This window comes from Nocardia sp. NPDC055321, from assembly GCF_053645575.1.
In genome coordinates, this window is sequence record NZ_JBSHMS010000026.1 from 1 (window position 1) to 20,056 (window position 20,056).

Consider the following 20,056-nt stretch of genomic DNA (forward strand, 5'->3'; position numbering starts at 1 on the left):
CGACACGTCGCGGGCGATCCTCCGGAACCTGACCGTCGTCGAACCCACGGTATCGCCACGCAGGTAGTTCCTGCGTGGCGATACCGTGGGTTCGAGTATTCGATTAGCTCAGGCTCGCAGCGCTATTCGACGAGCTTGCCGGAGGTGGAGACATCGCGCATCAGGTGGGCGATGTCGTCGGGAACATCGGGGATCGGCTCGTGTTCGAGTCGGCCGGGGCCGGACCACACCAGGTTCACGCGCAGGGCCGGATCCACGGCCGGGTAGTCCGAACGGTTGTGGCAGCCGCGGGTTTCGCGGCGTTCCAGGGCAGCTTCGAGCGTGGCGCGCGCGGCGAGCATCGACGACCGGAGATCGAAGGCGTGGGCGAGATCCTGGAAGCCGGCGGCGTCGGGGTGGACGCCGATACTCGCCGAACGCTGCTCGACCTCGTCGAGTTCGGTCAGGCCCTGCCGGAGTCCGATCTCGTCGCGCACCACCCCGGCGTGCTCGGTCATCGTGTCGCGCAGCGCCCGCTGCAGTGCCCGGACGTTCTCCCGCCCGTCCGCGGCCAGCAGCGCATCGATCTCGTCCCGAGCGACACCGACCGCCGTCGCCGAACGCTGCTGTGCAGCAAGCTCGTTCGAGTACCGTGCGGCCGCCTCGCCCACGATCCGGCCGTAGACGAGCAGTTCGATCAGCGAGTTGCCGCCGAGCCGATTCGCACCGTGCAGGCCGCTGGACGCCTCACCGATGGCGTAGAGACCCTCGACGCCGGTGCCGTGATCCTCCGAGCGCACCCACACCCCGCCCATCGAATAGTGCGCCGTGGGCGCGATTTCGATGGGGTCGCGAGTGATGTCGAGCATCTGCAGCTCGAGCATCGTCTGGTAGACGCGCGGCAGTCGCCGCATGATCGTCTCGCGCGGCAGCTGGGAAACATCGAGCCACACACCACCGTTCGGGGTGCCGCGACCCTCTTTGATCTCGGTATAGGCGGCGAGCGCCACCCGGTCGCGCGTGGACAATTCCATGCGCTCGGGATCGTAGCGGCGCATGAACCGCTCGCCGGCGGCGTTGCGCAGCACGCCGCCTTCGCCCCGTGCCGCCTCGGAAACCAGTGTGCCCGCAGCATTTTCGGGCTGGATGAGGCCCGAAGGGTGAAACTGGACCAGCTCCGGATCCCGGATCCGTCCCCCGGCAAGGACAGCGAGGCGGAACGCGTCGCCGGTGTTCTCGTCGCGCCGTGACGAGGTACGCCGCCAGATACGAGTGTGCCCGCCGGCCGCCAGGATCACCGCGTCGGCATGGAACACGTAGCGCGTGCCGTTGTCGAGGTCGAACCCGTAGGCGCCGAACGCCACGTTGTCGTGCACCAGGATTCTGGTGACGTAGCAGGTGTCGATTATCGGAATGCCCAGCAGCGCGGCGCGATTCACCAGTGTCCGCTGGATCTCGAGACCGGTGTAGTCACCGGCGAAGGCGGTTCGCCGATAACTGTGCGCACCGAAGAACCGCTGTGAGATGCGCCCGTCGGATTCCCGGGCGAAAGGCATGCCCCAGCGCTCGAGATCGTCGATGCCCCGCGCGGCGTTCGCGGCGACGACCCGGACGATGTCGGGGCGAGCGAGCAGATAGCTTTCGGTGATCGTGTCCGCCGCGTGCTGCTGCCAGCTGTCCTCGGCGTCCATGGTCGAGAGCGCGGCGTTGATACCGCCGGCGGCGAGGGTGGTGTGGGCATCGGCCTTGGGGCGTTTTCCGACAACGATCACGTCCGTGCCGCGTTCGGCGAGCTCGATCGCCGCACGCAGCCCGGCGCCACCGGTACCGATGACGAGCACGGACGTCGCGAACCGGCGTTCGTCCGGAGAATCCATCGTGTTTCCCTTCGAATGACACTCGCGCGGGCGGCAGAGCGCCGCCCGCGCGTCCGGATCACTGGCGAGCGAGCCAGTCCGACAGACGCGTCTGCGCCAGGCGGGCACCCGGCCCGGGCAGCAGGCTGTCGTGCTTCAGGATGGCGCCGAAGTAGCGCGCCTGCGGATCGGTGACGACCTCGCGCACGTCCGAGCGCGCCTTCAGGACGGTCGCGATCCACTGGTCCATCCCGAACACGTCGGGTCCGGCGATCTCGAGGGTGCCGTTGAGCGGCGTGCCCGCGGCGGTCGCACCCACGATCGGGGCCACGTCCTCGGCGGCGATCGGCTGCACTCCCGCGCCCGGCAGTCGCACGATGCCGTCGACGGTCGCGGAATCGGCTATGCCGCCCGCGAATTCGAAGAACTGGGTCGAGTGCACGAGCGAGTACGGCAGCCCCGAGCCCTTGATCAGCTCCTCCTGCGCCACCTTGGCTCGCAGATAGCCCGACTCCGGCAGCCGGTCGGTGCCCACCACCGACAGGGCGACGTAGTGCCCGACTCCGGCCGATTCCGCGGCCTGCACCAGGTTGGTGGTCGAGGTCCGGAAGAAGTTCATGACGTCGTCGTCGGCGAACGACGGCGAGTTGGAGACGTCGACCACGACGTTCGCGTCCTGCAGCACTTCCTTGACGCCCTCGCCGGTCAGGGTGTTCACCCCGGTGTTGGGTGCGGCCGCGACCGCCTGGTGGCCGTGTTCGTTGAGACGAGTGACGACCTTCGAGCCGATCAGGCCGGTGCCACCGATGACGACGATTTTCATGCTGGGTCCTTCCGTGGGAATGGTGCGGTGGGGCGAGTGATGGTGCCCTGTAAGGAGGACAGCGCCGATACCGAAGTTGTGACATCGGTGGTTTTCGCGAGTGCGTGCGCATCGATGATGGCCCGGGAGAACTCCCATGGGGCCTCCTGCGGGACGTTGTGTCCGATACCGTCCAGGACACGATGTTCGTACGGGCCGGTGAATTTGTCCCGGTAGATGCGCCCGTCCCGCGCGGCGCCGTCGAAGTCACTGGTGATGGTGATCGCGGGGACGCCGACAACCGGGTGGGCCGCCAATGCTCGCTCGTAGTCGTCGTATCGGGTCTCGCCCGCGTCCAGGCCCAGCCGCCACCGGTAGTTCGAGATGACGACCTCGACGTGGTCACGATTGTCGAAGGCGGCGGCGGTGCGGGAGTACGTGGCGTCGTCGAAGTGCCACAGCGGTGAGGCACGCTGCCAGATCAATCTGTTGAACTCGTATCGGTTGCGGCTGTAGCCCTGTCGCCCGCGCTCGGTGGCGAAGTAGTACTGGTACCACCAGCCGAGTTCGGCCGCCGGGGACAACGGCTGCCGCTGTTCCCGCCTGTCGGTGACGATGTACCCGCTGACCGGCACGATCGCCCGGCATCGCTGCGGCCACAACGCCGCGATGATGTCGACAGCCCGTGCACCCCAATCGAATCCACCGAGAATCGCGGTGTCGATGTGCAGGGCGTTCATGAAGTCGACGACGTCGCGCGCGATGGCCGACTGCTGGCCGTTCCGGACGGTGCTGTCCGAGAGGAAGGTGGTGGGGCCGAACCCGCGCAGGTAGGGCACGAGCACTCGGAAGCCGGCGGCGGCCAGCAGCGGACCGACCTCGGCGAAGCTGTGCACGTCGTAGGGCCAACCGTGCAGCAGAATGACCGGTTGAGCTGTGTCGGAGCCATATTCGAGGTAGGCGACGCTCAGCGAGCCCGCCTCGATCTGTCTGGAAGACGGTACGTCCATCGGCCTACTCCCGATCTTCCGGTGCCACGTATTCGAACGTCGGACCCGCCGTGGTCAGCCCGTCACCGGTGGGCATCGTCATCAGCGCCTGGGCTTGCGATTTCAGGGCGTACATCACGCCGATGGCGTCGCGCATCTGCGACGGGCTGCCGTTGAAGGTCTCCTCCAGCAGGTACAGCAGCAGGCAGTAGGTGTTGTCGAACTCGCGCTGCGCGGCCCGGATGGGACTGTCCTCGGGGTACTCGGCGCTACGCGGATTCGGGCGCATCGGCTGAACCCCGCTGTAGTCCACGGCGATCGGCTCTCCGGTCGGCCCGGACTGTGGCGTGTCGCCGGGACGGAAGCGTCGGCCCTCCCTGAGCTCGACGAAGCGGTAGTAGTGGGCGACCTGGTCGCGCTCGGGGTGGAAGACGTCCTTGTCTCCGTCCCATACCTCGGTGGGAGAGGCGCCTTCTCCCTGCTCGATGATCTCCGCCAGCGCGGTGAGGGCGGACTTGAGGTCGCGGACCGGAATCACCTGTCCGCCACCGCTGCTGAATTGCACCTCCCCCAGTTGCCGTGCGGGATCACCGCAGAACACCGCGTCCTCGCCGAGCGTGTCGACCAGGGTGTGCAGTCCGGACTCGATGGCCGCGTAGAACTGCCCGATCGTGTGGTAGCGGTCGCTTTCCGGACCGGCGCCGACTGCGGCGGGGCGTTCGATATCGAGGAACAGCTCGAGCGACTCCGGGCTGAATGGCGCGAGATTCAGCTGGACCGAGGAATCGCTGTGCGGCAGCGCATGTGGATAGGGCCGAAGCAGTTCGGGTGCGTCGAGCCGGGGCTCGCCGCCGACGGCGTTGAGCAGGTTGGCCGCCAGCGACAGGTGCAGCATCTCCTCGACGAAAACGCTGCTGATGACCTGTGCCGCTTCGACATTGGCGGCCATGTCCAGCGAGTACAGCGCGCACATGTACGGCGGGATGGTCGCGTGTTCCAGTTCGATCGCCCATTGCAGGTGACGACGCAGGTCCTCCAGCGTCTCGATGGGGTCGGCGGTGCCCATGGTCGAACCTCGTTTCAGCAAGTCGTCCGGTGTGTCACCTACTTGGACAAGGCGCACTCGGCTCGATGTGACAGTCGATGGCGCTCAGGAGAGATGGAGGCGGTGTCACATCCCGGTGTTGCCTGTGGTCCTAGTTGTCGACCGAAACGACGAGACGAGGGCCGCGATGTCGAAGATCCTGCTGCAGACCACGATCACCCCGCAGTCCGACGACTGGAACATCGGCCGGTTCACGCTCCTGGAGGCCGAACTACGAGCGGCCGGCCACGACGTGACCGCCCGCGACCGCGCCGTTCACGGGGCCGACGACCCGGTTCTGAGCCGTCTCGACGGCTCGGATTTCGACCAATTGTGGTTGCTGGCGGTCGATACCGGCGACGGCCTGACCGACACCGAATCCGCGGCCATCGTCCGATTCAGAGAACACGGCCGTGGAGTGCTCACCGCGCGCGATCACCACGACCTGGGGAGCTGTTTGATCGGTCTCGGGTCACTCGGCGAAGTGAACCATTTCCACCACCGAAATCCCGACCCCGCCCGGTCACGGGACGACCAGGACACCCCGGAGATCTCCTGGCCCAATTACCATTCCGGAGCGAATGGCGACTATCAGCGGGTTTTCACCACCGAGCCGGTCCACGAACTGCTGCGCTCCAACGCATCCGGCACCGGCCGCATCGAATGGTTCCCGGCTCACCCGCACGAGGGCGCGGTCGCCGCTCGCACGCCGGCCGCCATCGTCATCGCCCGCGGGCGCAGTACGGTGTCCGGCCGCCACTTCAACCTCGCCGTCGCGCTCGACGGGGAAGTCACCCCGGAGGGACAGGCAATGGGCCGGGCCGTCGCCGAGTCGACCTTCCACCACTTCGCCGACTACAACTGGGATCTCGACCGCGGTGCACCCTCGTTCGTCAGCGAGGCGCCCGGCTCCCAGATCAAGGCCGCCCCTGCCCGACTGGCGATCTATCGCGACTACGTTCGCAACCTCGCGGTCTGGCTCCATCCGGCCGATCGGAGAGGATGACCGTCGCGCAGGTTCCATCACAGGCCGGAAGCGCGCCGGCGGGAGGCCGGGCCCTAGCCAAAAACTGCAGGACACTACAGCTTTTCAGGCACCCGAACCCCGCCACACCAATCGATACCGTCACCGGCGATCGTCTGTTAGCGTCTGCTCGTCATCCGAACTGAACTGGGGCAGAGGTCGAAACATGGCGAGCACCGGGGGGTCTGCCGCACAGCCGGATATCGAGCCGATTCTGCAGGCCGCGAGCCCGCCACTGGCGACACCGCGGTGGCGGCTGGTGGCCGTATCCGCCGCGCTGGCGGTGGTGGGCAGCGTCGGCGGGATCGTGGTGGCCCTGGTCAACGTGAACAGCGGCGAGACCGCCACGCCGGTGATGAGCGCGACGTACGCGCCGATCGGTCGCGGTGACGAGTGCTCTCTGCTATCGGATGAGGTGATCGCCATCCACGCGCCGAAGGCCACCTGCGAGTTGCAGTCCTATGCTGGAGCGAACAACGGCGACGATCGCACCCACGCGCCGCGCTGGACGGTCACGACACCGGGCACCCCGCATATTTCGATAGCGGTGACCCTGACCTTCACCGACGATGCCCCGAGAATGCTCGCCGCCGCGCACGATACGACGGCCGCCGCGTTCACCGCCGGGCACACCTCGCCCAGCACGAAAACCCCGGTGATCGGGGACGAGGCCTACCTGCTGCTCGGTCGATCGGCGTTGACACCGTCGGCGTTCGACGCCCGGCTCCTCGTCCGCGCGGGTAACGCCTACATCGATGTGAGTTACCGAGGTTTCGCGTCGGTCGCCGGGTCCGAGGCCGCGGCCAAGGCGATCTCGGTCGATCTGATCGGCAACCTGCGACGCGCGTAGCGCACGACGAGTCGACTCCCGCCTCCGTCGGCTCAGCGCCCGCACACGACAGAGCTTGAAGTAGACGGTGGAGCCACCGACCGGATCCACCATTGCCGACCGCGTTCGGATACATTTCCGGCGGCGGCGGTCAACCACCGTGCGCTGCCGCACAACCGGTCGAGTATCGCGAGTATGTGCGCCGCCGGACGGTCGAGATCGGCGGCGGCTCGAGCTACTCGTGACCGGGATGTTCGGCTGGATCGGTAGGCATTCGAATCGGTAGGGAGTTCTCGCGCATGAGTCTTACGGCGCATCTGGAGCGGCTCGGGCGGCCACTGGTCGAGGAGCAACTGGCGCATCCGACCGTGGCGGGGATCGCGAAAGGCGAACTCGCGGAACCGGTGTTCCGCGCGTGGCTGGAGCAGGACTACCTGTTCCTGCTGGACTACGTCCGGGTCTTCTCCCGCCTCGCCTGGCAGGCGCCCGCCGCCCACCTCGGTGACCTCGTAGATCTCGCACACGGCACCTTCCACGAGGAACTGTCGCTGCACCGCGGTCTGGCCGCGGAGTTCGGCGCCGACCTCGACAACGCCACCAAAGGCGAACCCTGCGCGAATTACACCGCGTTCCTACTGGATTCGGCCGCGAACTACGCCGACGGCCTCGCCGCCCTGTACCCCTGCATGTGGGGCTATTCGACGCTCGGCGCGATCCTCGCGCAGAACCCGCCCGCCGACCCCCGCTATCGGCGCTGGGTCGACACCTACGCCGACCCCGGCTTCGCGGCGCTCACCGCCCGCTGCGCGCAGATGCTCGACGAAGCGGGCGGCGACAATGCGGAGGAGCTGTTCCTGACCGGGATGCGTCACGAGATCGCGTTCTGGGACGTGCCTGTCGATCACGGCTGACAACACGTTCAACTCGTTCCGCGAGAACAACTTTGTCATTCAGACGATCCTCAAAGGAGGCGAGCAGTGAGCGCATTGACCCAAGAACCCTGGCGAGCGCGCCGGGTGCCGCTGTTTCCGGATGAGATCGAAGCCAACCGACGCGAAGCCGAGAAGCTGCTGGGCCGCAAACTGCCCCCACGCCCCACCTCGACGACGACCAGCACCCGCGAGCGGTAGATACCTTCTCATCATCGAGGTCGACCCCACATCGACTGGCGCCGCGCTGTTGGGCGCGACGCTGCTCGTGCGAGCGAGGTCAGCACCGGTTCGAATCGGAGATGACGAAAAGAGCGCACTGCCTGCGAAGGCGTTCCAGCGCGCCGGGGAGGGATGTGCGCGGGCCCGGAACCGCGTGAGCAGAGCGCCCGGTCAGGGGCGTGCACTACCATCGAGTCCATGACAGCGAGCACTTCGACCAGCGCAGCGGACAGCAGCGCCGCCGTGCTGGCTGCCTGGTATCACGAGAACGGCCTGGACAGCGCGGAGGCCGATGCGGCTCTGGCCGCTGAATACGCTGCGGCGGACGCGGAACTCGCTGCCCGGTGAGCTCTGGTAATCCTGATGCCGCGAGTCCGCGGCAGGGTGAGGTGTGGGCGTTCACCGCGTCGATCGGCGGTCGTGCCGCGCCGAGTTCGCTGGGGCCGGATCTGGTCCTGATAGTGAGCAATTCCGCCGATAACGCGGTGCTACCGCATGTCGCGGTGTTGCCGGTGTCGAACGCGCCGGCCACCGATCTCACGGTCCTGTTGGAGCCGGGGAACCCGCGGGCGGGGATGACGGTCGATGTCACCCGGGGCCGCACGATGCCCAAACGCTGGCTCGCGCACTACGAGGGCACGCTCACGCGCAAGAAAATCCGTGAGGTGTTCGCGGCCGAGGTGCAGTACCGCTGCCCGGATCCCGAGTGAGCGGCCCGCGTCGCGCGCTGCTCATCGGCCTGGTGATCGTGGGCGCGGTCTGCGGGCTCGTCGTGACGGGCATCGCCGGGCTCGCGGTGGTCGTGGCCGTCATGCGCCCGGATCCCGAGCCCACCGCACTGGCCGGGGACTGCCCTCGCCGGTTCGACTTCGACAGCAAGAAGCAGCAGCCGATCGGGGACTCGGATCGGTTCTTCGCCGAGGCCCGCACGGCCTCGCAGGGCGGCGCGCGGGTGTCGTTCGGTGAGCTGACCCGGCGCGCGGGATGGCAGGACTGGGACCGGGTGGTGACCGTGCCCGCCGATATCCGCGGGGCCGCGCTCAACACCAGCGTCGGCGCGACCGATATCTGCTGGGAGAGCCTGCCGAAATCGGACTACTACTGGGAGTCGGACAGCGCGTGGACCTACGGCTATTACCTTTTCTTCCAAGGTGATTCACCCCGTTACGCGATGCTGTACTACCCGTCCATCACCCCGCTCACGCACAGCGAGCGCAGCAGCGAGACCTTCTTCCCACACACCACGCTCACACCCACCGTGACCCGCACCAGCATCCCCCGGCTCAGCCCGGTCGGCTAGATCCGGCCGCGGTGATCCTCACTCAGGCGTAGGGGGCACGGTTCCTCGTCTCGATCCGTTGACGGCATTCGAGGCAATGACGGAGCCACTCCTGGGCGGGCCTCAGGCCCGGGCGGCTCGGTGGAGGATCGAAAGACTGTGTGCGGTACGCACTGTCGTAGCCGCCCACTACGGTCGCGGTGTGCCCATCACCCCGCAGCATCTCGACGGCATCGTCTCCGACATTCCCGAGCTCGCCGCGTACCGGCGCAGTGCGACCCGCCTGCACCCGCGGCGGGGTGCGCCCGGGGTGCACGAGAGCTCGGTCGGTGGTCCGCTGTTGTGGCCGGCCGACGAGGCGTGGCCGGTCTGTACCGACGATCATCGATCCTGGCGCGAGTCCGAGGGACTCGAGAGCGATCCCGACCCGGTGCCGCTGATCCCCGTCGCGCAGCTGTACCGCCGCGATATCGCCGACTACCGGGGACCCGAGGGGACCGATCTGCTGCAGGTGCTGTGGTGTCCGGTCGACCACGACCCGTTGTGGGCGCCGGCGGTGACCGTGCGCTGGCGGGCCGCGGGCGAGGTCACCGAACCGCTGGCGAGTCCGCCGTCCCCGGCGTGGGTGGGCAACGAGGTGTATGTGCCCGCGCCGTGCACGGTGTCACCGGAACGGATCACCGAGTACGAGTACCACGATCTACTGCCCGCGGACCTGGCCGCTCGCGTCGCGGCGTGGGAGGAGCGCACCGGGCTGCGGTACAGCTGGGGGCGGTCGATCACGATGGGGTGGAAGGTCGGCGGATACGCGGCCTGGAATCTCTCGGATCCGCAGCCGATGCGCTGCGATGCGTGTGGTTCGTCGATGACGTTGCTGCTCAAGGCACATGGCGTCGAATGGGACGGCGAGGACCTGTGGCATCCGGTCGGGGCGCACACCCGGGCCGAGCAGGATCCGACGGGGATCGTCATCGGGCGCGGGTACGCGTTGTGGATGTGGGTGTGCGATGCGGATTGGGCGCACCCGGTGGGATTGTCGATGCAATGAGGCGCCCGCCCGCCACCACTCGGCGGCCGATCCTCGCGCAGAACCCGCCCGCCGACCCCCGCTACCGACGCTGGGGCGACACCTACGCCGACCCCGGCTTCGCCGCGCTCACCGCCCGCTGCGCGGAAATGCTCGACGAAGCGGGCGGCGACAATGCGGAGGAGCTGTTCCTGACCGGGATGCGCCACGAGATCGCGTTCTGGGACGTGCCGGTCGATCACCGGTGACCGGCACGTACCCGCTCAGATGAGGTCGGCTTCCTGCAACAACTGCTCGAGATAGGTGCCTTCGATCTTCTTCAGCGCCGCCTTCTCGATCAGTTTGCCGCCCAAAGGCATCGGGATCTCGCTGAGCGGCTTCCGATCGTTCAGGTAGTACAACGCCTGCAGCAGGACCCGCACATCGAAGGACGAACCGAAGACCTCCGGGACCGCCCGGTCGACGTCCAGCAGCGTGTACACGGCCTCCATGGCAGTGCGTACCGAGTACTCCGTGGTGAAGACGGTGTCGCGCTCGGTCTCGGCGAAGTTACCGATGAACGCCAGGTTCTGCGATCCTTCCGGGACCACTTTCGGCCGGTCACCCAGCGCGCGGGGCATGAAGTACGACGAGATGTACGGCATGTTGCACGGCACCGTACTCGCCGAATTGCGGGCCAGGTCGTCGATCTGATCGACCGGCACACCGATGTGGTACAGCCATTCGGCCGTCAGTTCGGCGCCCGTGCATTCGCGGATCGTCTTCTTCACGTAGTCACCCGGTTTGTCGGAGAACAAGCCGTAGAGCCACACCACGAGTTGTTGGGCGGGGTCCTGCGCGGCGAAATGCGGCTGGCGACTCATGGTGAACCCGTAGAGCCAGCTCGAATCCTTGATGCTGCACGGGCCGCCGGTGATGATCTTGCCGCCGCGCGGGTCCCGCCCGGTGATCTTCTCGATGTAGGGCGCGATCTTGTCGTCGGTCAGTGTGACCGTCGCCGAGATGGTCCAGTTCGCCTCGGGGATGTTCTCGCTGAACTTCTCCGGATAGCCGAACGCACGGTCGCGGGTGGCCATCGTCTTCCAGAGCTTCCAGGCGCCACCGCGGTCGGTGACCACCGGTGCGGGGGTGTCGTTGTCGCCGAAGGTCGAGCTCTCGGTGATCGATCCGTTCGTGATGATGACGAGGTCCTCCGGGGCGACGGCGACCTTCTCGGTCGTACCGTCGTTTCCGAGTCCGGCCGACGCGGCGGCTTCGCCATCGGTGCCGCCGGTGGTGGCCCCGACCAGCAACTCGAGCTCGGTCACGGTCTTGCGGCCCCCGGCTTCGGTGACGAGGACATCGAGGACCTGGGTCGCGTTGCGGAACACGACACCTTCGGATCGCAGATGCGCGACGAGCGGTTCGATCAGCGATTCGTATTGGTTGTATTGCGCGAACCGCAGCGAGCTCAGGTCGGCCAGGGATTCGATGTGGTGCACGAAGCGCAGCAGGTAGCGGCGCATCTCCATCGCCGAGGCCCACGGCTCGAACGCGAACATGGTCGCCCAGTAGAGCCAGAAGTTCGACGCGAAGAACTCCTCGCCGAAGAATTCGTCGATGCGCTTGTCGTCGAGGTCCTCTTCCCTGGTGAGTGCGAGGTGCAGAATCTCCTGGACCGCGCGCGGGGTGAGCGTGAGATCCTTCATCTTCTCGATGCGCTGACCGCGATCGTGGATCGCGCGGTTGGGATTGGTGGACGGGTCGGCTTTGTGGATCCAGTACATCTCGTCCAGCACCGAGGCGTCCGGGGTGTTCAACGACGGAACCGAGCGGAACAGGTCCCAGAGTGTCTCGAAATGGGCTTCCATTTCGCGACCGCCGCGAATGATGAAACCTTTGTGCTCGTCGAGCAGGCCGTCGCAGCTGCCGCCGGGAATCGTCAGTTCCTCGTAGATGGTGATCGCCTTGCCCGCGACCCCGCCGTCGCGAATGAGGAACACGGCCGCCGCCAGACCCGCGAGACCACCGCCGACCAGGTGCACCTTGCGGCCGGACGGCCACTCGCGCTTCGGCGGCCGGGCGAACGCCTCGAAGTTTCCGTTGGATCGGTACATGCAGGTCTCCTGACGGTGTCGACGGATATGTAGCTGAATATTCTCTGTATTGCCGCTCTTTTCTTGACGTACAGCAAAGCTGTTGTAGAAAACTGATATTCAAGCCGAGGCTGATGTAGCTACAAAATAACCTAGCGGTTCGGAGGCTGTTCCGATGGGCCGTTCCTACGCCCTGACACTGCTCGCGAGGATCTCCGCCCAAACCTGCTACCGCCCGGTCGAGGACTTCGGGTGTGTACTCGACCAACTCGATGAGCAGCGCGGTCCGCCCGGGCTGGACATACCTGGCGAACAACTCGATCGCGCCGTCCGACTCGTCGGCGCGCGCCGCGTCGCCGACGCCACCGGTCAGCGCTCCCAGGCTCCCACCGAGCAGCGCGCCCAGGGGTCCGCCGAGGACCCCGACCAGCGATCCCGCTAGGCCGCCTACCACAGTCGCCAAGCCCTCGACATCATCAGCGCCATCCCGAAGCTCGAACCGCCGGTCCGGGGTACGGCTCAACACGGCCGCGGAACGGAGCTCGAGGTTGCGGCGTCGAGAACGCGCGCGACGTGGGTGGTTATCGCACCGTCGACAAGGAGGTCAGGTTGCAGCGGGCCAATTCGAACTCGGGGACCCGGTCTATGCGGTAGCGGGCGTGGGGGAGGGCGTGGAACACGTTGTGGAGGAACCGATTCAAGGTGAGGGGTGCTCGCGTCGAGTCCAGAACATCCTGGGTGTCGGGGCAGGTGATGGCCGTTCGGATGCGGCTCACCCACGTTTCGTCGATGAACTGGGGGAGACCGGGTGGCGAGACGGCTACGCGGGCGTCGACTATCGCCCAGTCGGCGTCGAGATTCTTGTCGTGGCCGATGCGGGCGTCCGGGAACCGGATGGTGTGCGCAGCCAGGGGATAGGCCAGGCCCACGGGGTCGATGACGCGTACGTGCAGGGGCATGTTCATGCTGATCATGCCCAGGTTCACGTAGTACACGGTGTGCCCGGTGGCCGGGGTGGAGAGGGGCGCAGGGGGTGGGACGACGTGCCAGGCGGTGAACGTCGGGGTGTTGATCAGCAGGCCGCCACCGGGGGTGCTGGAGACATCCGCGAGCATGGCGCGTATCCGGGGATAGTTCAGGTAGTCCTCGGCGCGGATCGGGTGGGCACGACCCGTGTTCTGGATGTAGTACAGGCGCTCGTCGGCCACACCGGCGGCGGTGATCCGGTTCGCCGTGGTGATCGCGGTGGTGTCCGCGATGGCCAGCGCCCAGCCGATACTGCCCGCTACGGCGGCCGATACGACCGCGAACACCCGATCGACCGATAGTCGCAGGGGCAGCACCATCACCGGGAGCAACAGGCAGAACAGTTGCGGCAGCAGCATCCGGCCGTGCATGAAATCGCCACCGACGCGAATCTCGTACACGGTCAACAGCACACCGGTGCCGAGCATCAGCATCACCACCGTCGCGGGAGTCCGTACACGTGTACGCAGGTCGCGAACGCGTTCGCGCGGTGCGGCATTCACGCCTGCGAGGGACGGTGAGCCGCCGGCGGATCTGGACCGCGCCACGACGACCGCCGCCACGGCCAGCACCGGGAGCGGCGCCCACAGCCAGTATGGTCCGACCAGATCCCACAGGTAGAGCGACCCTTGCCGCCACTTCGCACCGGTGGCGTCCTTCGCGACGGCCGTGTTCGGGTATGGCAGACCGTAGTAGCCCATGCGCCACACCTGATATACGCCGGGCACCGCACCCGCCGCCGCCACGATCGCCGCGCGAAACACCCACGGCCGCAACTGTGTCGATGGCAACGGCGCGCAAACCACCATGAGCAGTGCCGCGATGCCGATCACCGCCATCTCCGGCCTGATCAGCGGAGCCAGGCCGATCCAGAACGACAGCCCGAGAACCCCTGCCGGACTCGGGCTTTCGCTGCTGCTCCACCGAACGAGCAACCACCACAGCACCGCCAGCCAGCAGATGACCAGCCCGGACTCCAGCCCCGAGGTGGCGAAATCCCGAGCCGGCGGTATCGCGATGTAGACGAGCGCGCCTGCGGGCAGCAGCACCGAACTCGCGCCACCCCACAGCCGGGCCGCGCCCAGCATGGCGAAGACGATCGCGGCGACCGACAGGGTCAGCGCGAGCCCGAGGGCCACGTATTCCAGGCGCGCCTGAGTGATCCAGCCGAAGAACCAGATGAGGTAGGTCCAGGCGGTGCTGGTGTTGACCTCGACCCGCTCACCCTGATTGAAGACGGGCCCGTTGCCCGCCAAGAGGTTACGCACCGTACGAAGTACGGTCAGCCCGTCGTCGGCGATCCAGCGACGCTCCCAGCCACCCATCGCGAAAAGTACGGCGGTGCAGGTTATCCCGCCGATCAGAGTGACGCGGGCCGACCGTCTCATACGAAGTATCCCCTCCATAACTGGTACATACGTACCATATTTGCGAGCCATGGATAGCGCCGGTACCCGTCCGGCGGATCGCGGCCGCGATCAGCGCGGGGCGAGACGGTGTACGACGATGCCGGATTTGAAGGTGGTCGTCCCGAGCAGGTCGAGGTGGGCGACGTCGGCGTAGCCGTCGAAGAGCCGCTCACCCGTGCCTGCGACGGCGGGGAAGATCCAGAAGTGGTACTCGTCAACGAGTTTCGCGTCGAGCAGCGCGTGCGACAGCGACCCGGTGCCGAACTTGAGAATGTTCCCGCCGTCCTGCGCCTTGAGCTCCCGCACCGCGTCGACGACCTCGCCCTGCAGGATGGTGGCGTTCCAGGTGGCGTCCTGCTGGGTGAGGGTGCGCGACGCGACGTACTTGGGCAGGGCGTTGATCCGGGCCGCGTACGGATCATCGGCGGGGCGGGTGGGCCACACCTGCGCGAATCCCTCGTACGTTTCGCGGCCGAGCAGCAGCGCGTCGGAGGCGAACAGCAAGTCGGACCCGTACTCGCTGTGCTCGTCATCCCAGTACTGCGCACCCCACACGTGCGGGTCGCTGACGACTCCGTCGGTGGTGACGAAAGTGGATTCGATGATCTTGCGCATGGACTGCCCTTCGAGTGTGCGTGATTGTGCACCCAGCATCGCGATTCGAAAGCCCGTCCAACAAGGCGTATTTCAGCAACACACCGCTAAGCGACGCTCAACGGATTCGTCGTATTCCCGGACTGCGCGTGCCCTGCGCGCCGAAGTTCGATACAGTTTGTCTCGTATCTCTGAAACAATCTGTATCATAAGGAGGGCTGTGCGGGCACCGGATCCACGCGTCGTACGCAGTCGTGACACCGCACTCACATCGGCGCGCGAGCTGTTGATCGAGCAGGGGCTGGCCGGACTGACCCACGGCGCCGTCGCCGCGCGCAGTGGAATCAGCCGGGCCACGCTCTACCGGCTCTGGCCCGAGGTGCCGGATCTGGTGCGCGACACCGTGATCCAGCACATCGCGGTGTCGCAGCCGGAGTGGACCGGCGATCTGCGCGCGGACCTGCGGACCGCCCTGGCGACGACCCGGGCGATGCTGCACGAACCGAGCGTCGAGCAGGGGATGCGGGTGATCGTCGAACGCGCCGGCGTCGACCCGAAGTTCGCCGAGGTCAAAGAGGTGCTGTACCGGTCGGGCACCGGGCCCGCCCGCGCGATCCTCGCCGCCGCGATCGCCCGCGCCCAACTACCGTCCGGCCTCGATGTCGACCTCGCCGTCGATCAGCTGCACGGCCCGCTCTTCTTCCGGAAGCTGATCGCCAATCGCACTTTCGATCTCGACTACGTGGACGCGGTCGTCGACGACTTCCTACGCGGATACACCTCGAAACCCTGACCCAGCAAGGGATTACACATCATGACCGCACCAACCTCCACCCGGCCGTCGGCCCCGAGAATCGTCGCCACGATCGTCGCGGTCGTCACCGCGCTCGGCGCGGTGCTCGCCGACCTGGTGATCCCCGCGAGCGCCGCCCAGCACCTGCACAACGACGCGTGGCCGCCGCACGCGAAGTTCCACGACGCGCAGTACATCGCGATGACGGTGCTCCTGAGCGTGATCGCCCTGGTACTGCTGTGGCGTCGGGGCAACGACCCCCGCTCTCACCTGTGGTCGGCCTGCGCGATCCTGTCCACCCCCTGGCTCGCTCTCCTGAGCGCGCCCCTCTTCCCGGGCACCGCGGTCACGGATCCCGAGTTCGACAACCCCACGGTCCTGGGCCTGCATCCCCAGGTGTTCCTGGCCCTGGTCCTGCTGATCCTGCTCGCGATCGCCGTCCTGCTCAGCGTGCGCACGGAACGGCGCTGACGGGTCCGGGTCACATACCTCGACGCCACGGCGAAGGGCTGTATTCGACGTCACCAGCCCACTTCGGCGATCGACGGGCAACCCTAGCGATCGGCCGATTATGTCGCCGTTCGAGCCTGCCGGACACCCGCATGAACGCTAACCGTAACTTGACAGAAAACCGGCAGCAAAACTTGGACTGGATCATGAACATGTCGGCGACAGTCGACTGATCGCGAGCGTGAGCGATATTCCATTCGGAAGGAGCGTTCCCCGTGCGGGTGATCAACGAGGCCGACAAGGTAACTCCCGAACCCCAGGGGCCCGTCGTAGCGGTGTGGCCGGACCCCAGCCCCCTGAGCCAGTGGTGGGACACGATCATGGACGGCGACGCGGCCGCGGGCAGCCGATAGGCCAACACAACGGCGACTGACGGTCGCAGCCCGACTTCTTTGTCACGGGCGGTCCGGACACCTGGCAGCTGAACAGGCGTCCGGACCGTCCCGGGTCCGGACAGCGGCGACCCGCGTGGCGCCGGCGCGATGCGGGACCGAGTACGACGACGGGAGTCTGAGGCTCGCCGCCGCACCCTGCGGGGGTGCACCACCGGCGCTGGTACGCGAGTCACCTTGTACCACTTGCTGTCCGGACATTTCGAAGCTAACGCATTCGGGCGTCCGCCCGGGTGGCGTTGACCCCCGCGAGGGCCAAGTCGGCACGCGAAGTCGGTGACATGACACAAACTGGTCGCTTGAGGTAAAGCCGACGAGATGCATCAGCGTCGCGGGGGCCTTCAACGGTGATCGAACGAGCTCACACCTTCAAGAAAGTGAGCAGGTCGTTGTTGAACCGCTCCTTGTCCCCGGGCACCATGGCGATGCCGTGCGAACCACCCTCGTACACGATCAGGGTGGCGTCGGGAATGATCTCGACGCCCTTGCGGGCCGTCGCGTCGATGGGCACGACCTGGTCGTCGTCGCCGTGGATGAGCAGCGTGGGGACATCGAACTTCTTCAGATCGTCGGTGAAGTCGGTGTAAGCGAATGCGTCCACGCACGCCACACCCGCCTGAATGCTCTCCTGCATCGCCATCAGCCAGAACGCGTCCTTGTTGCCCTTCGTGGCCTTGGTCCCGGAACGGTTCGCGCTGAAGAACCCCACGGCGGTCTCCTGCCAGAACTGCGACCGCTCGGTGATGATTCCGCTCTTGATCTGGTCGAACACGGCCTCGGGCACGCCCTCCGGGTTCTGCGGCGTCTGGACCATGAGCGGCGGAATCGCCGACAGCAACACCGCGGTGCGGATCCGGTCGGTGCCGTGCCGTCCGATGTACCGCGACAGCTCGCCGCCGCCCATCGAATGGGCCACCAGGGTCACGTCCCGGACATCGAGATGCTCGAGCAGGTCGCGCAGATCGTCGGCGAAGGTGTCGAAGTCGTACCCGGTCCACGGCTGGTCCGAACGCCCGTGTCCGCGCCGGTCGTGGGCGATCCCCCGAAATCCGTGGTCGGCCACCCATTTCATCTGGTCTTCCCAGGCGTCCGCGTTGAGCGGCCAGCCGTGGATGAAGACGACCGGGCGACCCGCTCCCCAATCCTTGTAGTGGATACCGACTCCGTCACGCGTCGTACACACAGGCATGGGTCCTCCTGATACCGAGATTCGGTCATGGATGGTCATTGCGAGATGTGCCCAACGCTAGGAGCGGATAGGCGTCCGAACAACGTGTTGATCAACACCGTTACCGAATGGCAAACGGGCGGTATCGCGCGGGCAGATGGCACGTACGAGGTCGGGCGGTCGCGCTGACCCGGGTTCCGTGCGAGGTCAGCGCGGCAGGGCGGTGCTGGAGGCCCACGCGGGTCAGATCAGGCGGGCCGAACGGTCGCGACCACCGTCTGCGTCGCACCCCAGCCCTCGGCGGGAGCATGGTGATCGACGGTGAAACCGTTGTCCGACAGCAGGTTCACCAGACCCGAGCCGCAGATCTCCCGGGCATGACGGGGTTCCGCGACCCGGAGGTAGGCGTCGAGGAGCGCACCCGATCGGGGCGATTTATCCAGGTCGACGACGACGATCCTGCCGCCCGGACCGAGGACGCGGGCGGACTCGCGGACCGCGGCGTGGCGCACGGTCGTGGGGACCTCGTGCAGGCCGAAGACGGCCATCACGGTGTCGAACGTGTTGTCCTCGAAGGGGAGTGAACCGGCGTCGCCTTCCACCAGTCGGACGTTCGCAGGGCCGCGCGCGGCGAGTTTCCGGTTTCCGACGGCGATCATCTCCCGGGACAGGTCGAGGCCGACCACCTCGGCTTCGGGGTGACGACCCGCCAAGAGTCGGGAGGCGTAGCCGGTTCCGGCACAGAGTTCGAGTACGCGGCCCACGCGGCCGTTTCCGACCTGGCGCACGAGCTTCTCGTGGGGCTTGCCGGGGATGTAGGGGTTCACCACTTCGAGCAGGTCGCTGGCGACGGCGAACTTCAGCCTGTTCCGCATGCTGGACACGAACCCAGCCTAGAACTCGATCACGATCGCGTCGACACGCTCGAATTCGGCTCCAGACAAAGGATTCCACCGAGTGGCAGGATTCAAAGCTGCGCGAACCGCCAGACCATGCTCGCTGAACCCGCGTGGCACAGTCGGTTTCAGAGGTTCCGCCATCGCCCCGGGTGCGAGCCCCGACTCGCACGCAGCACTTCACAGGGGCGCGTCAACGTCGGTGTAGCGAAGCTCAGTTCACCCCCGGGGCACAGTAAGTTACCCGCAATTCTCGTCACGTCGAGCGGAGACCACTCACACCAGCGGCTTGCCCGCGGCGCGGCGCCGACGCATGTCGCGCAGGTACGCGTCGAGCGGATACAGCCGCCAGTGCTCGGGCAGGCGCAACATGACGCGCCCGATCGTGCGCATGGCGATCTCGAAGACACGCTGCCGACGCGGACTCCAGCTCAGGCCCAGCTCGTCCCGGAAGTGCCGTGGCAGAAACCCGGTGGTGAAGAAGCGATTCAGGCCGCGAAACGCCGTGCGTCGCACCGGCCCGTAGGGTCCGAGGTCGATCACCTGGTCCAGCAGATACCGCTTGACCTCCGGATCGAAGGACAACTCGGGCACCTTCGCGTCCCAGTACGCCGCGAACGCGGCCCGATCGGCCGGCCACTGCTCGGGTCGCATCTGCAGCGTGGTGCCGAACCGGCTCGAATGCCGATAGAGGGTGTCGGCGAAGTCGTCGTCGAGCGGGCCGTACAGCAGCGTCAGCGCGTCGGCGACGCCCCGATAGATACAGGCGGCCACCCAGAGCTGCAGGTTCGGGTCGAAAGCGTTGTAGGAGACCGCACTTCCCGGGCGGGACCGGACGTGCCGGTGCGAGGTGTTCGTCGCGGCACGGTAGGCGGCGCGGTCCTCGTCGGTGCCGAGCATCGCGACCGCGAGGTAGGTCAGCGTGGTGCGTCCGCGCTTGGCGGGGCGCAGCGCGTAACTGCCGCTGGCCACCGTGCTTTCCACGACGCCGCGACCGACCGGCGGCAGGCTCAGCTGCATGACGACGTTGGCGGGCCCGCCGAGCAGAGCGCCCGCGCCCGCGATGTAGGGGCGCGCGTCATCGGCGGCGACGGGTACGGGGGAGTTCTCGATCGGTAGCGCCATCACAACCCTGCGAGTCGATGAGTCATTTGATGATCAATTCTCTCAGAG

Annotated in this window: 22 protein-coding genes and 1 pseudogene; 13 read left to right on the forward strand and 10 right to left on the reverse strand. The window is 66.9% G+C overall.

What is annotated here, in order from left to right:
* Window positions 1–122: 122 nt before the first annotated feature.
* From ACWIGI_RS32495 to ACWIGI_RS32510, 4 genes and pseudogenes are all read right to left on the reverse strand, one after another.
* A complete protein-coding gene (locus tag ACWIGI_RS32495) occupies window positions 123–1,856 on the reverse strand; it encodes an L-aspartate oxidase (RefSeq protein ID WP_454206825.1) in 1,734 nt (577 codons plus the stop codon).
* Between the two features lie 58 nt (window positions 1,857–1,914).
* Window positions 1,915–2,658, reverse strand: a complete 744-nt coding sequence (locus ACWIGI_RS32500) for an SDR family oxidoreductase (RefSeq protein WP_454206827.1) — start codon at window positions 2,656–2,658, stop codon at window positions 1,915–1,917.
* A 98-nt stretch (window positions 2,659–2,756) separates the two neighbouring features.
* Window positions 2,757–3,647, reverse strand: a pseudogene (locus ACWIGI_RS32505) (alpha/beta hydrolase); the annotation flags it as partial.
* A 4-nt stretch (window positions 3,648–3,651) separates the two neighbouring features.
* Window positions 3,652–4,692, reverse strand: coding sequence for a ferritin-like domain-containing protein (locus ACWIGI_RS32510; RefSeq protein WP_454206829.1), 1,041 nt, complete (start codon window positions 4,690–4,692; stop codon window positions 3,652–3,654).
* 166 nt (window positions 4,693–4,858) lie between these two features.
* On the opposite strand from ACWIGI_RS32510, the gene ACWIGI_RS32515 reads away from it, so the two are divergent.
* The 9 genes from ACWIGI_RS32515 to ACWIGI_RS32555 all read left to right on the forward strand — a co-directional run bounded on the left by ACWIGI_RS32515 (window position 4,859) and on the right by ACWIGI_RS32555 (window position 10,268).
* Window positions 4,859–5,716, forward strand: coding sequence for a hypothetical protein (locus tag ACWIGI_RS32515; protein WP_454206831.1), 858 nt, complete (start codon window positions 4,859–4,861; stop codon window positions 5,714–5,716).
* A gap of 184 nt (window positions 5,717–5,900) precedes the next feature.
* Window positions 5,901–6,584 carry a hypothetical protein gene (locus ACWIGI_RS32520; protein ID WP_454206832.1) on the forward strand — a complete coding sequence of 228 codons (684 nt, stop codon included), beginning with the start codon at window positions 5,901–5,903 and terminating at the stop codon, window positions 6,582–6,584.
* 278 nt (window positions 6,585–6,862) lie between these two features.
* Complete coding sequence (locus tag ACWIGI_RS32525) at window positions 6,863–7,474, forward strand: TenA family protein (protein WP_454206834.1); 612 nt, start codon at window positions 6,863–6,865, stop codon at window positions 7,472–7,474.
* A gap of 66 nt (window positions 7,475–7,540) precedes the next feature.
* Window positions 7,541–7,693, forward strand: a complete 153-nt coding sequence (locus ACWIGI_RS32530; protein ID WP_454206836.1) for a hypothetical protein — start codon at window positions 7,541–7,543, stop codon at window positions 7,691–7,693.
* A 219-nt stretch (window positions 7,694–7,912) separates the two neighbouring features.
* Window positions 7,913–8,062 (forward strand): hypothetical protein, encoded by a 150-nt coding sequence (locus ACWIGI_RS32535; protein ID WP_454206838.1) that lies wholly within the window; start codon window positions 7,913–7,915, stop codon window positions 8,060–8,062.
* Window positions 8,059–8,424 carry a type II toxin-antitoxin system PemK/MazF family toxin gene (locus ACWIGI_RS32540; protein WP_454206840.1) on the forward strand — a complete coding sequence of 122 codons (366 nt, stop codon included), beginning with the start codon at window positions 8,059–8,061 and terminating at the stop codon, window positions 8,422–8,424. Before ACWIGI_RS32535 ends, ACWIGI_RS32540 begins: the two co-directional genes overlap by 4 nt.
* Window positions 8,421–9,014 (forward strand): hypothetical protein, encoded by a 594-nt coding sequence (locus ACWIGI_RS32545; RefSeq protein ID WP_454206842.1) that lies wholly within the window; start codon window positions 8,421–8,423, stop codon window positions 9,012–9,014. The genes ACWIGI_RS32540 and ACWIGI_RS32545 overlap by 4 nt, the downstream gene beginning before the upstream one ends.
* Before the next feature lie 181 nt (window positions 9,015–9,195).
* Complete coding sequence (locus ACWIGI_RS32550) at window positions 9,196–10,041, forward strand: hypothetical protein (RefSeq protein ID WP_454206844.1); 846 nt, start codon at window positions 9,196–9,198, stop codon at window positions 10,039–10,041.
* On the forward strand, window positions 10,038–10,268 hold the full coding sequence (locus tag ACWIGI_RS32555) for a hypothetical protein (protein ID WP_454206846.1): 231 nt from the start codon (window positions 10,038–10,040) through the stop codon (window positions 10,266–10,268). Before ACWIGI_RS32550 ends, ACWIGI_RS32555 begins: the two co-directional genes overlap by 4 nt.
* 15 nt (window positions 10,269–10,283) lie before the next feature.
* On the opposite strand, the gene ACWIGI_RS32560 is transcribed toward ACWIGI_RS32555, so the two are convergent.
* Entirely contained in the window at window positions 10,284–12,116 is a 1,833-nt protein-coding gene (locus ACWIGI_RS32560) for an oleate hydratase (RefSeq protein WP_454206847.1), read from the reverse strand.
* A gap of 154 nt (window positions 12,117–12,270) precedes the next feature.
* Here ACWIGI_RS32560 and ACWIGI_RS32565 point away from each other — a divergent pair, with 154 nt between their 5' ends.
* Window positions 12,271–12,537, forward strand: coding sequence for a hypothetical protein (locus ACWIGI_RS32565; RefSeq protein WP_454206849.1), 267 nt, complete (start codon window positions 12,271–12,273; stop codon window positions 12,535–12,537).
* 139 nt (window positions 12,538–12,676) lie between these two features.
* Here ACWIGI_RS32565 and zomB read toward each other — a convergent pair whose 3' ends face one another.
* Together zomB and ACWIGI_RS32575 are read right to left on the reverse strand one after the other, a co-directional pair.
* A complete protein-coding gene (zomB, locus tag ACWIGI_RS32570) occupies window positions 12,677–14,509 on the reverse strand; it encodes a flagellar motor control protein ZomB (RefSeq protein WP_454206851.1) in 1,833 nt (610 codons plus the stop codon).
* Window positions 14,510–14,599: 90 nt separating this feature from the next.
* Entirely contained in the window at window positions 14,600–15,145 is a 546-nt protein-coding gene (locus ACWIGI_RS32575; protein ID WP_454206853.1) for a dihydrofolate reductase family protein, read from the reverse strand.
* 199 nt (window positions 15,146–15,344) lie between these two features.
* Between ACWIGI_RS32575 and ACWIGI_RS32580 the strand changes: the two genes are divergently transcribed.
* The 3 genes from ACWIGI_RS32580 to ACWIGI_RS32590 all read left to right on the forward strand — a co-directional run bounded on the left by ACWIGI_RS32580 (window position 15,345) and on the right by ACWIGI_RS32590 (window position 16,780).
* Complete coding sequence (locus tag ACWIGI_RS32580) at window positions 15,345–15,917, forward strand: TetR/AcrR family transcriptional regulator (protein ID WP_454206855.1); 573 nt, start codon at window positions 15,345–15,347, stop codon at window positions 15,915–15,917.
* 21 nt (window positions 15,918–15,938) lie between these two features.
* Window positions 15,939–16,388, forward strand: a complete 450-nt coding sequence (locus ACWIGI_RS32585) for a DUF6640 family protein (RefSeq protein WP_454206857.1) — start codon at window positions 15,939–15,941, stop codon at window positions 16,386–16,388.
* A 254-nt stretch (window positions 16,389–16,642) separates the two neighbouring features.
* A complete protein-coding gene (locus ACWIGI_RS32590) occupies window positions 16,643–16,780 on the forward strand; it encodes a hypothetical protein (protein ID WP_454206859.1) in 138 nt (45 codons plus the stop codon).
* Window positions 16,781–17,180: 400 nt separating this feature from the next.
* Here ACWIGI_RS32590 and ACWIGI_RS32595 read toward each other — a convergent pair whose 3' ends face one another.
* The 3 genes from ACWIGI_RS32595 to ACWIGI_RS32605 all read right to left on the reverse strand — a co-directional run bounded on the left by ACWIGI_RS32595 (window position 17,181) and on the right by ACWIGI_RS32605 (window position 20,008).
* The gene (locus tag ACWIGI_RS32595) at window positions 17,181–18,008 is read right to left on the reverse strand and encodes an alpha/beta fold hydrolase (RefSeq protein WP_454206861.1); all 828 of its coding nucleotides are present in this window, start codon (window positions 18,006–18,008) and stop codon (window positions 17,181–17,183) included.
* Window positions 18,009–18,235: 227 nt separating this feature from the next.
* A complete protein-coding gene (locus tag ACWIGI_RS32600; RefSeq protein ID WP_454207016.1) occupies window positions 18,236–18,862 on the reverse strand; it encodes a class I SAM-dependent methyltransferase in 627 nt (208 codons plus the stop codon).
* Between the two features lie 297 nt (window positions 18,863–19,159).
* A complete protein-coding gene (locus tag ACWIGI_RS32605; protein WP_454206863.1) occupies window positions 19,160–20,008 on the reverse strand; it encodes an oxygenase MpaB family protein in 849 nt (282 codons plus the stop codon).
* Window positions 20,009–20,056: the final 48 nt, after the last annotated feature.

What these genes read in the sequence shown, in the direction of transcription:
- ACWIGI_RS32495 (WP_454206825.1), bottom strand. Translation starts at nt 1,856, where the DNA reads ATGGATTCTCCGGACGAACGCCGGTTCGCGACGTCCGTGCTCGTCATC.
- ACWIGI_RS32500 (WP_454206827.1), bottom strand. Translation starts at nt 2,658, where the DNA reads ATGAAAATCGTCGTCATCGGTGGCACCGGCCTGATCGGCTCGAAGGTC.
- ACWIGI_RS32510 (WP_454206829.1), bottom strand. Translation starts at nt 4,692, where the DNA reads ATGGGCACCGCCGACCCCATCGAGACGCTGGAGGACCTGCGTCGTCAC.
- ACWIGI_RS32515 (WP_454206831.1), top strand. Translation starts at nt 4,859, where the DNA reads ATGTCGAAGATCCTGCTGCAGACCACGATCACCCCGCAGTCCGACGAC.
- ACWIGI_RS32520 (WP_454206832.1), top strand. Translation starts at nt 5,901, where the DNA reads ATGGCGAGCACCGGGGGGTCTGCCGCACAGCCGGATATCGAGCCGATT.
- ACWIGI_RS32525 (WP_454206834.1), top strand. Translation starts at nt 6,863, where the DNA reads ATGAGTCTTACGGCGCATCTGGAGCGGCTCGGGCGGCCACTGGTCGAG.
- ACWIGI_RS32535 (WP_454206838.1), top strand. Translation starts at nt 7,913, where the DNA reads ATGACAGCGAGCACTTCGACCAGCGCAGCGGACAGCAGCGCCGCCGTG.
- ACWIGI_RS32555 (WP_454206846.1), top strand. Translation starts at nt 10,038, where the DNA reads ATGAGGCGCCCGCCCGCCACCACTCGGCGGCCGATCCTCGCGCAGAAC.
- ACWIGI_RS32560 (WP_454206847.1), bottom strand. Translation starts at nt 12,116, where the DNA reads ATGTACCGATCCAACGGAAACTTCGAGGCGTTCGCCCGGCCGCCGAAG.
- ACWIGI_RS32565 (WP_454206849.1), top strand. Translation starts at nt 12,271, where the DNA reads ATGGGCCGTTCCTACGCCCTGACACTGCTCGCGAGGATCTCCGCCCAA.
- zomB (WP_454206851.1), bottom strand. Translation starts at nt 14,509, where the DNA reads ATGAGACGGTCGGCCCGCGTCACTCTGATCGGCGGGATAACCTGCACC.
- ACWIGI_RS32575 (WP_454206853.1), bottom strand. Translation starts at nt 15,145, where the DNA reads ATGCGCAAGATCATCGAATCCACTTTCGTCACCACCGACGGAGTCGTC.
- ACWIGI_RS32585 (WP_454206857.1), top strand. Translation starts at nt 15,939, where the DNA reads ATGACCGCACCAACCTCCACCCGGCCGTCGGCCCCGAGAATCGTCGCC.
- ACWIGI_RS32595 (WP_454206861.1), bottom strand. Translation starts at nt 18,008, where the DNA reads ATGCCTGTGTGTACGACGCGTGACGGAGTCGGTATCCACTACAAGGAT.
- ACWIGI_RS32600 (WP_454207016.1), bottom strand. Translation starts at nt 18,862, where the DNA reads ATGCGGAACAGGCTGAAGTTCGCCGTCGCCAGCGACCTGCTCGAAGTG.
- ACWIGI_RS32605 (WP_454206863.1), bottom strand. Translation starts at nt 20,008, where the DNA reads ATGGCGCTACCGATCGAGAACTCCCCCGTACCCGTCGCCGCCGATGAC.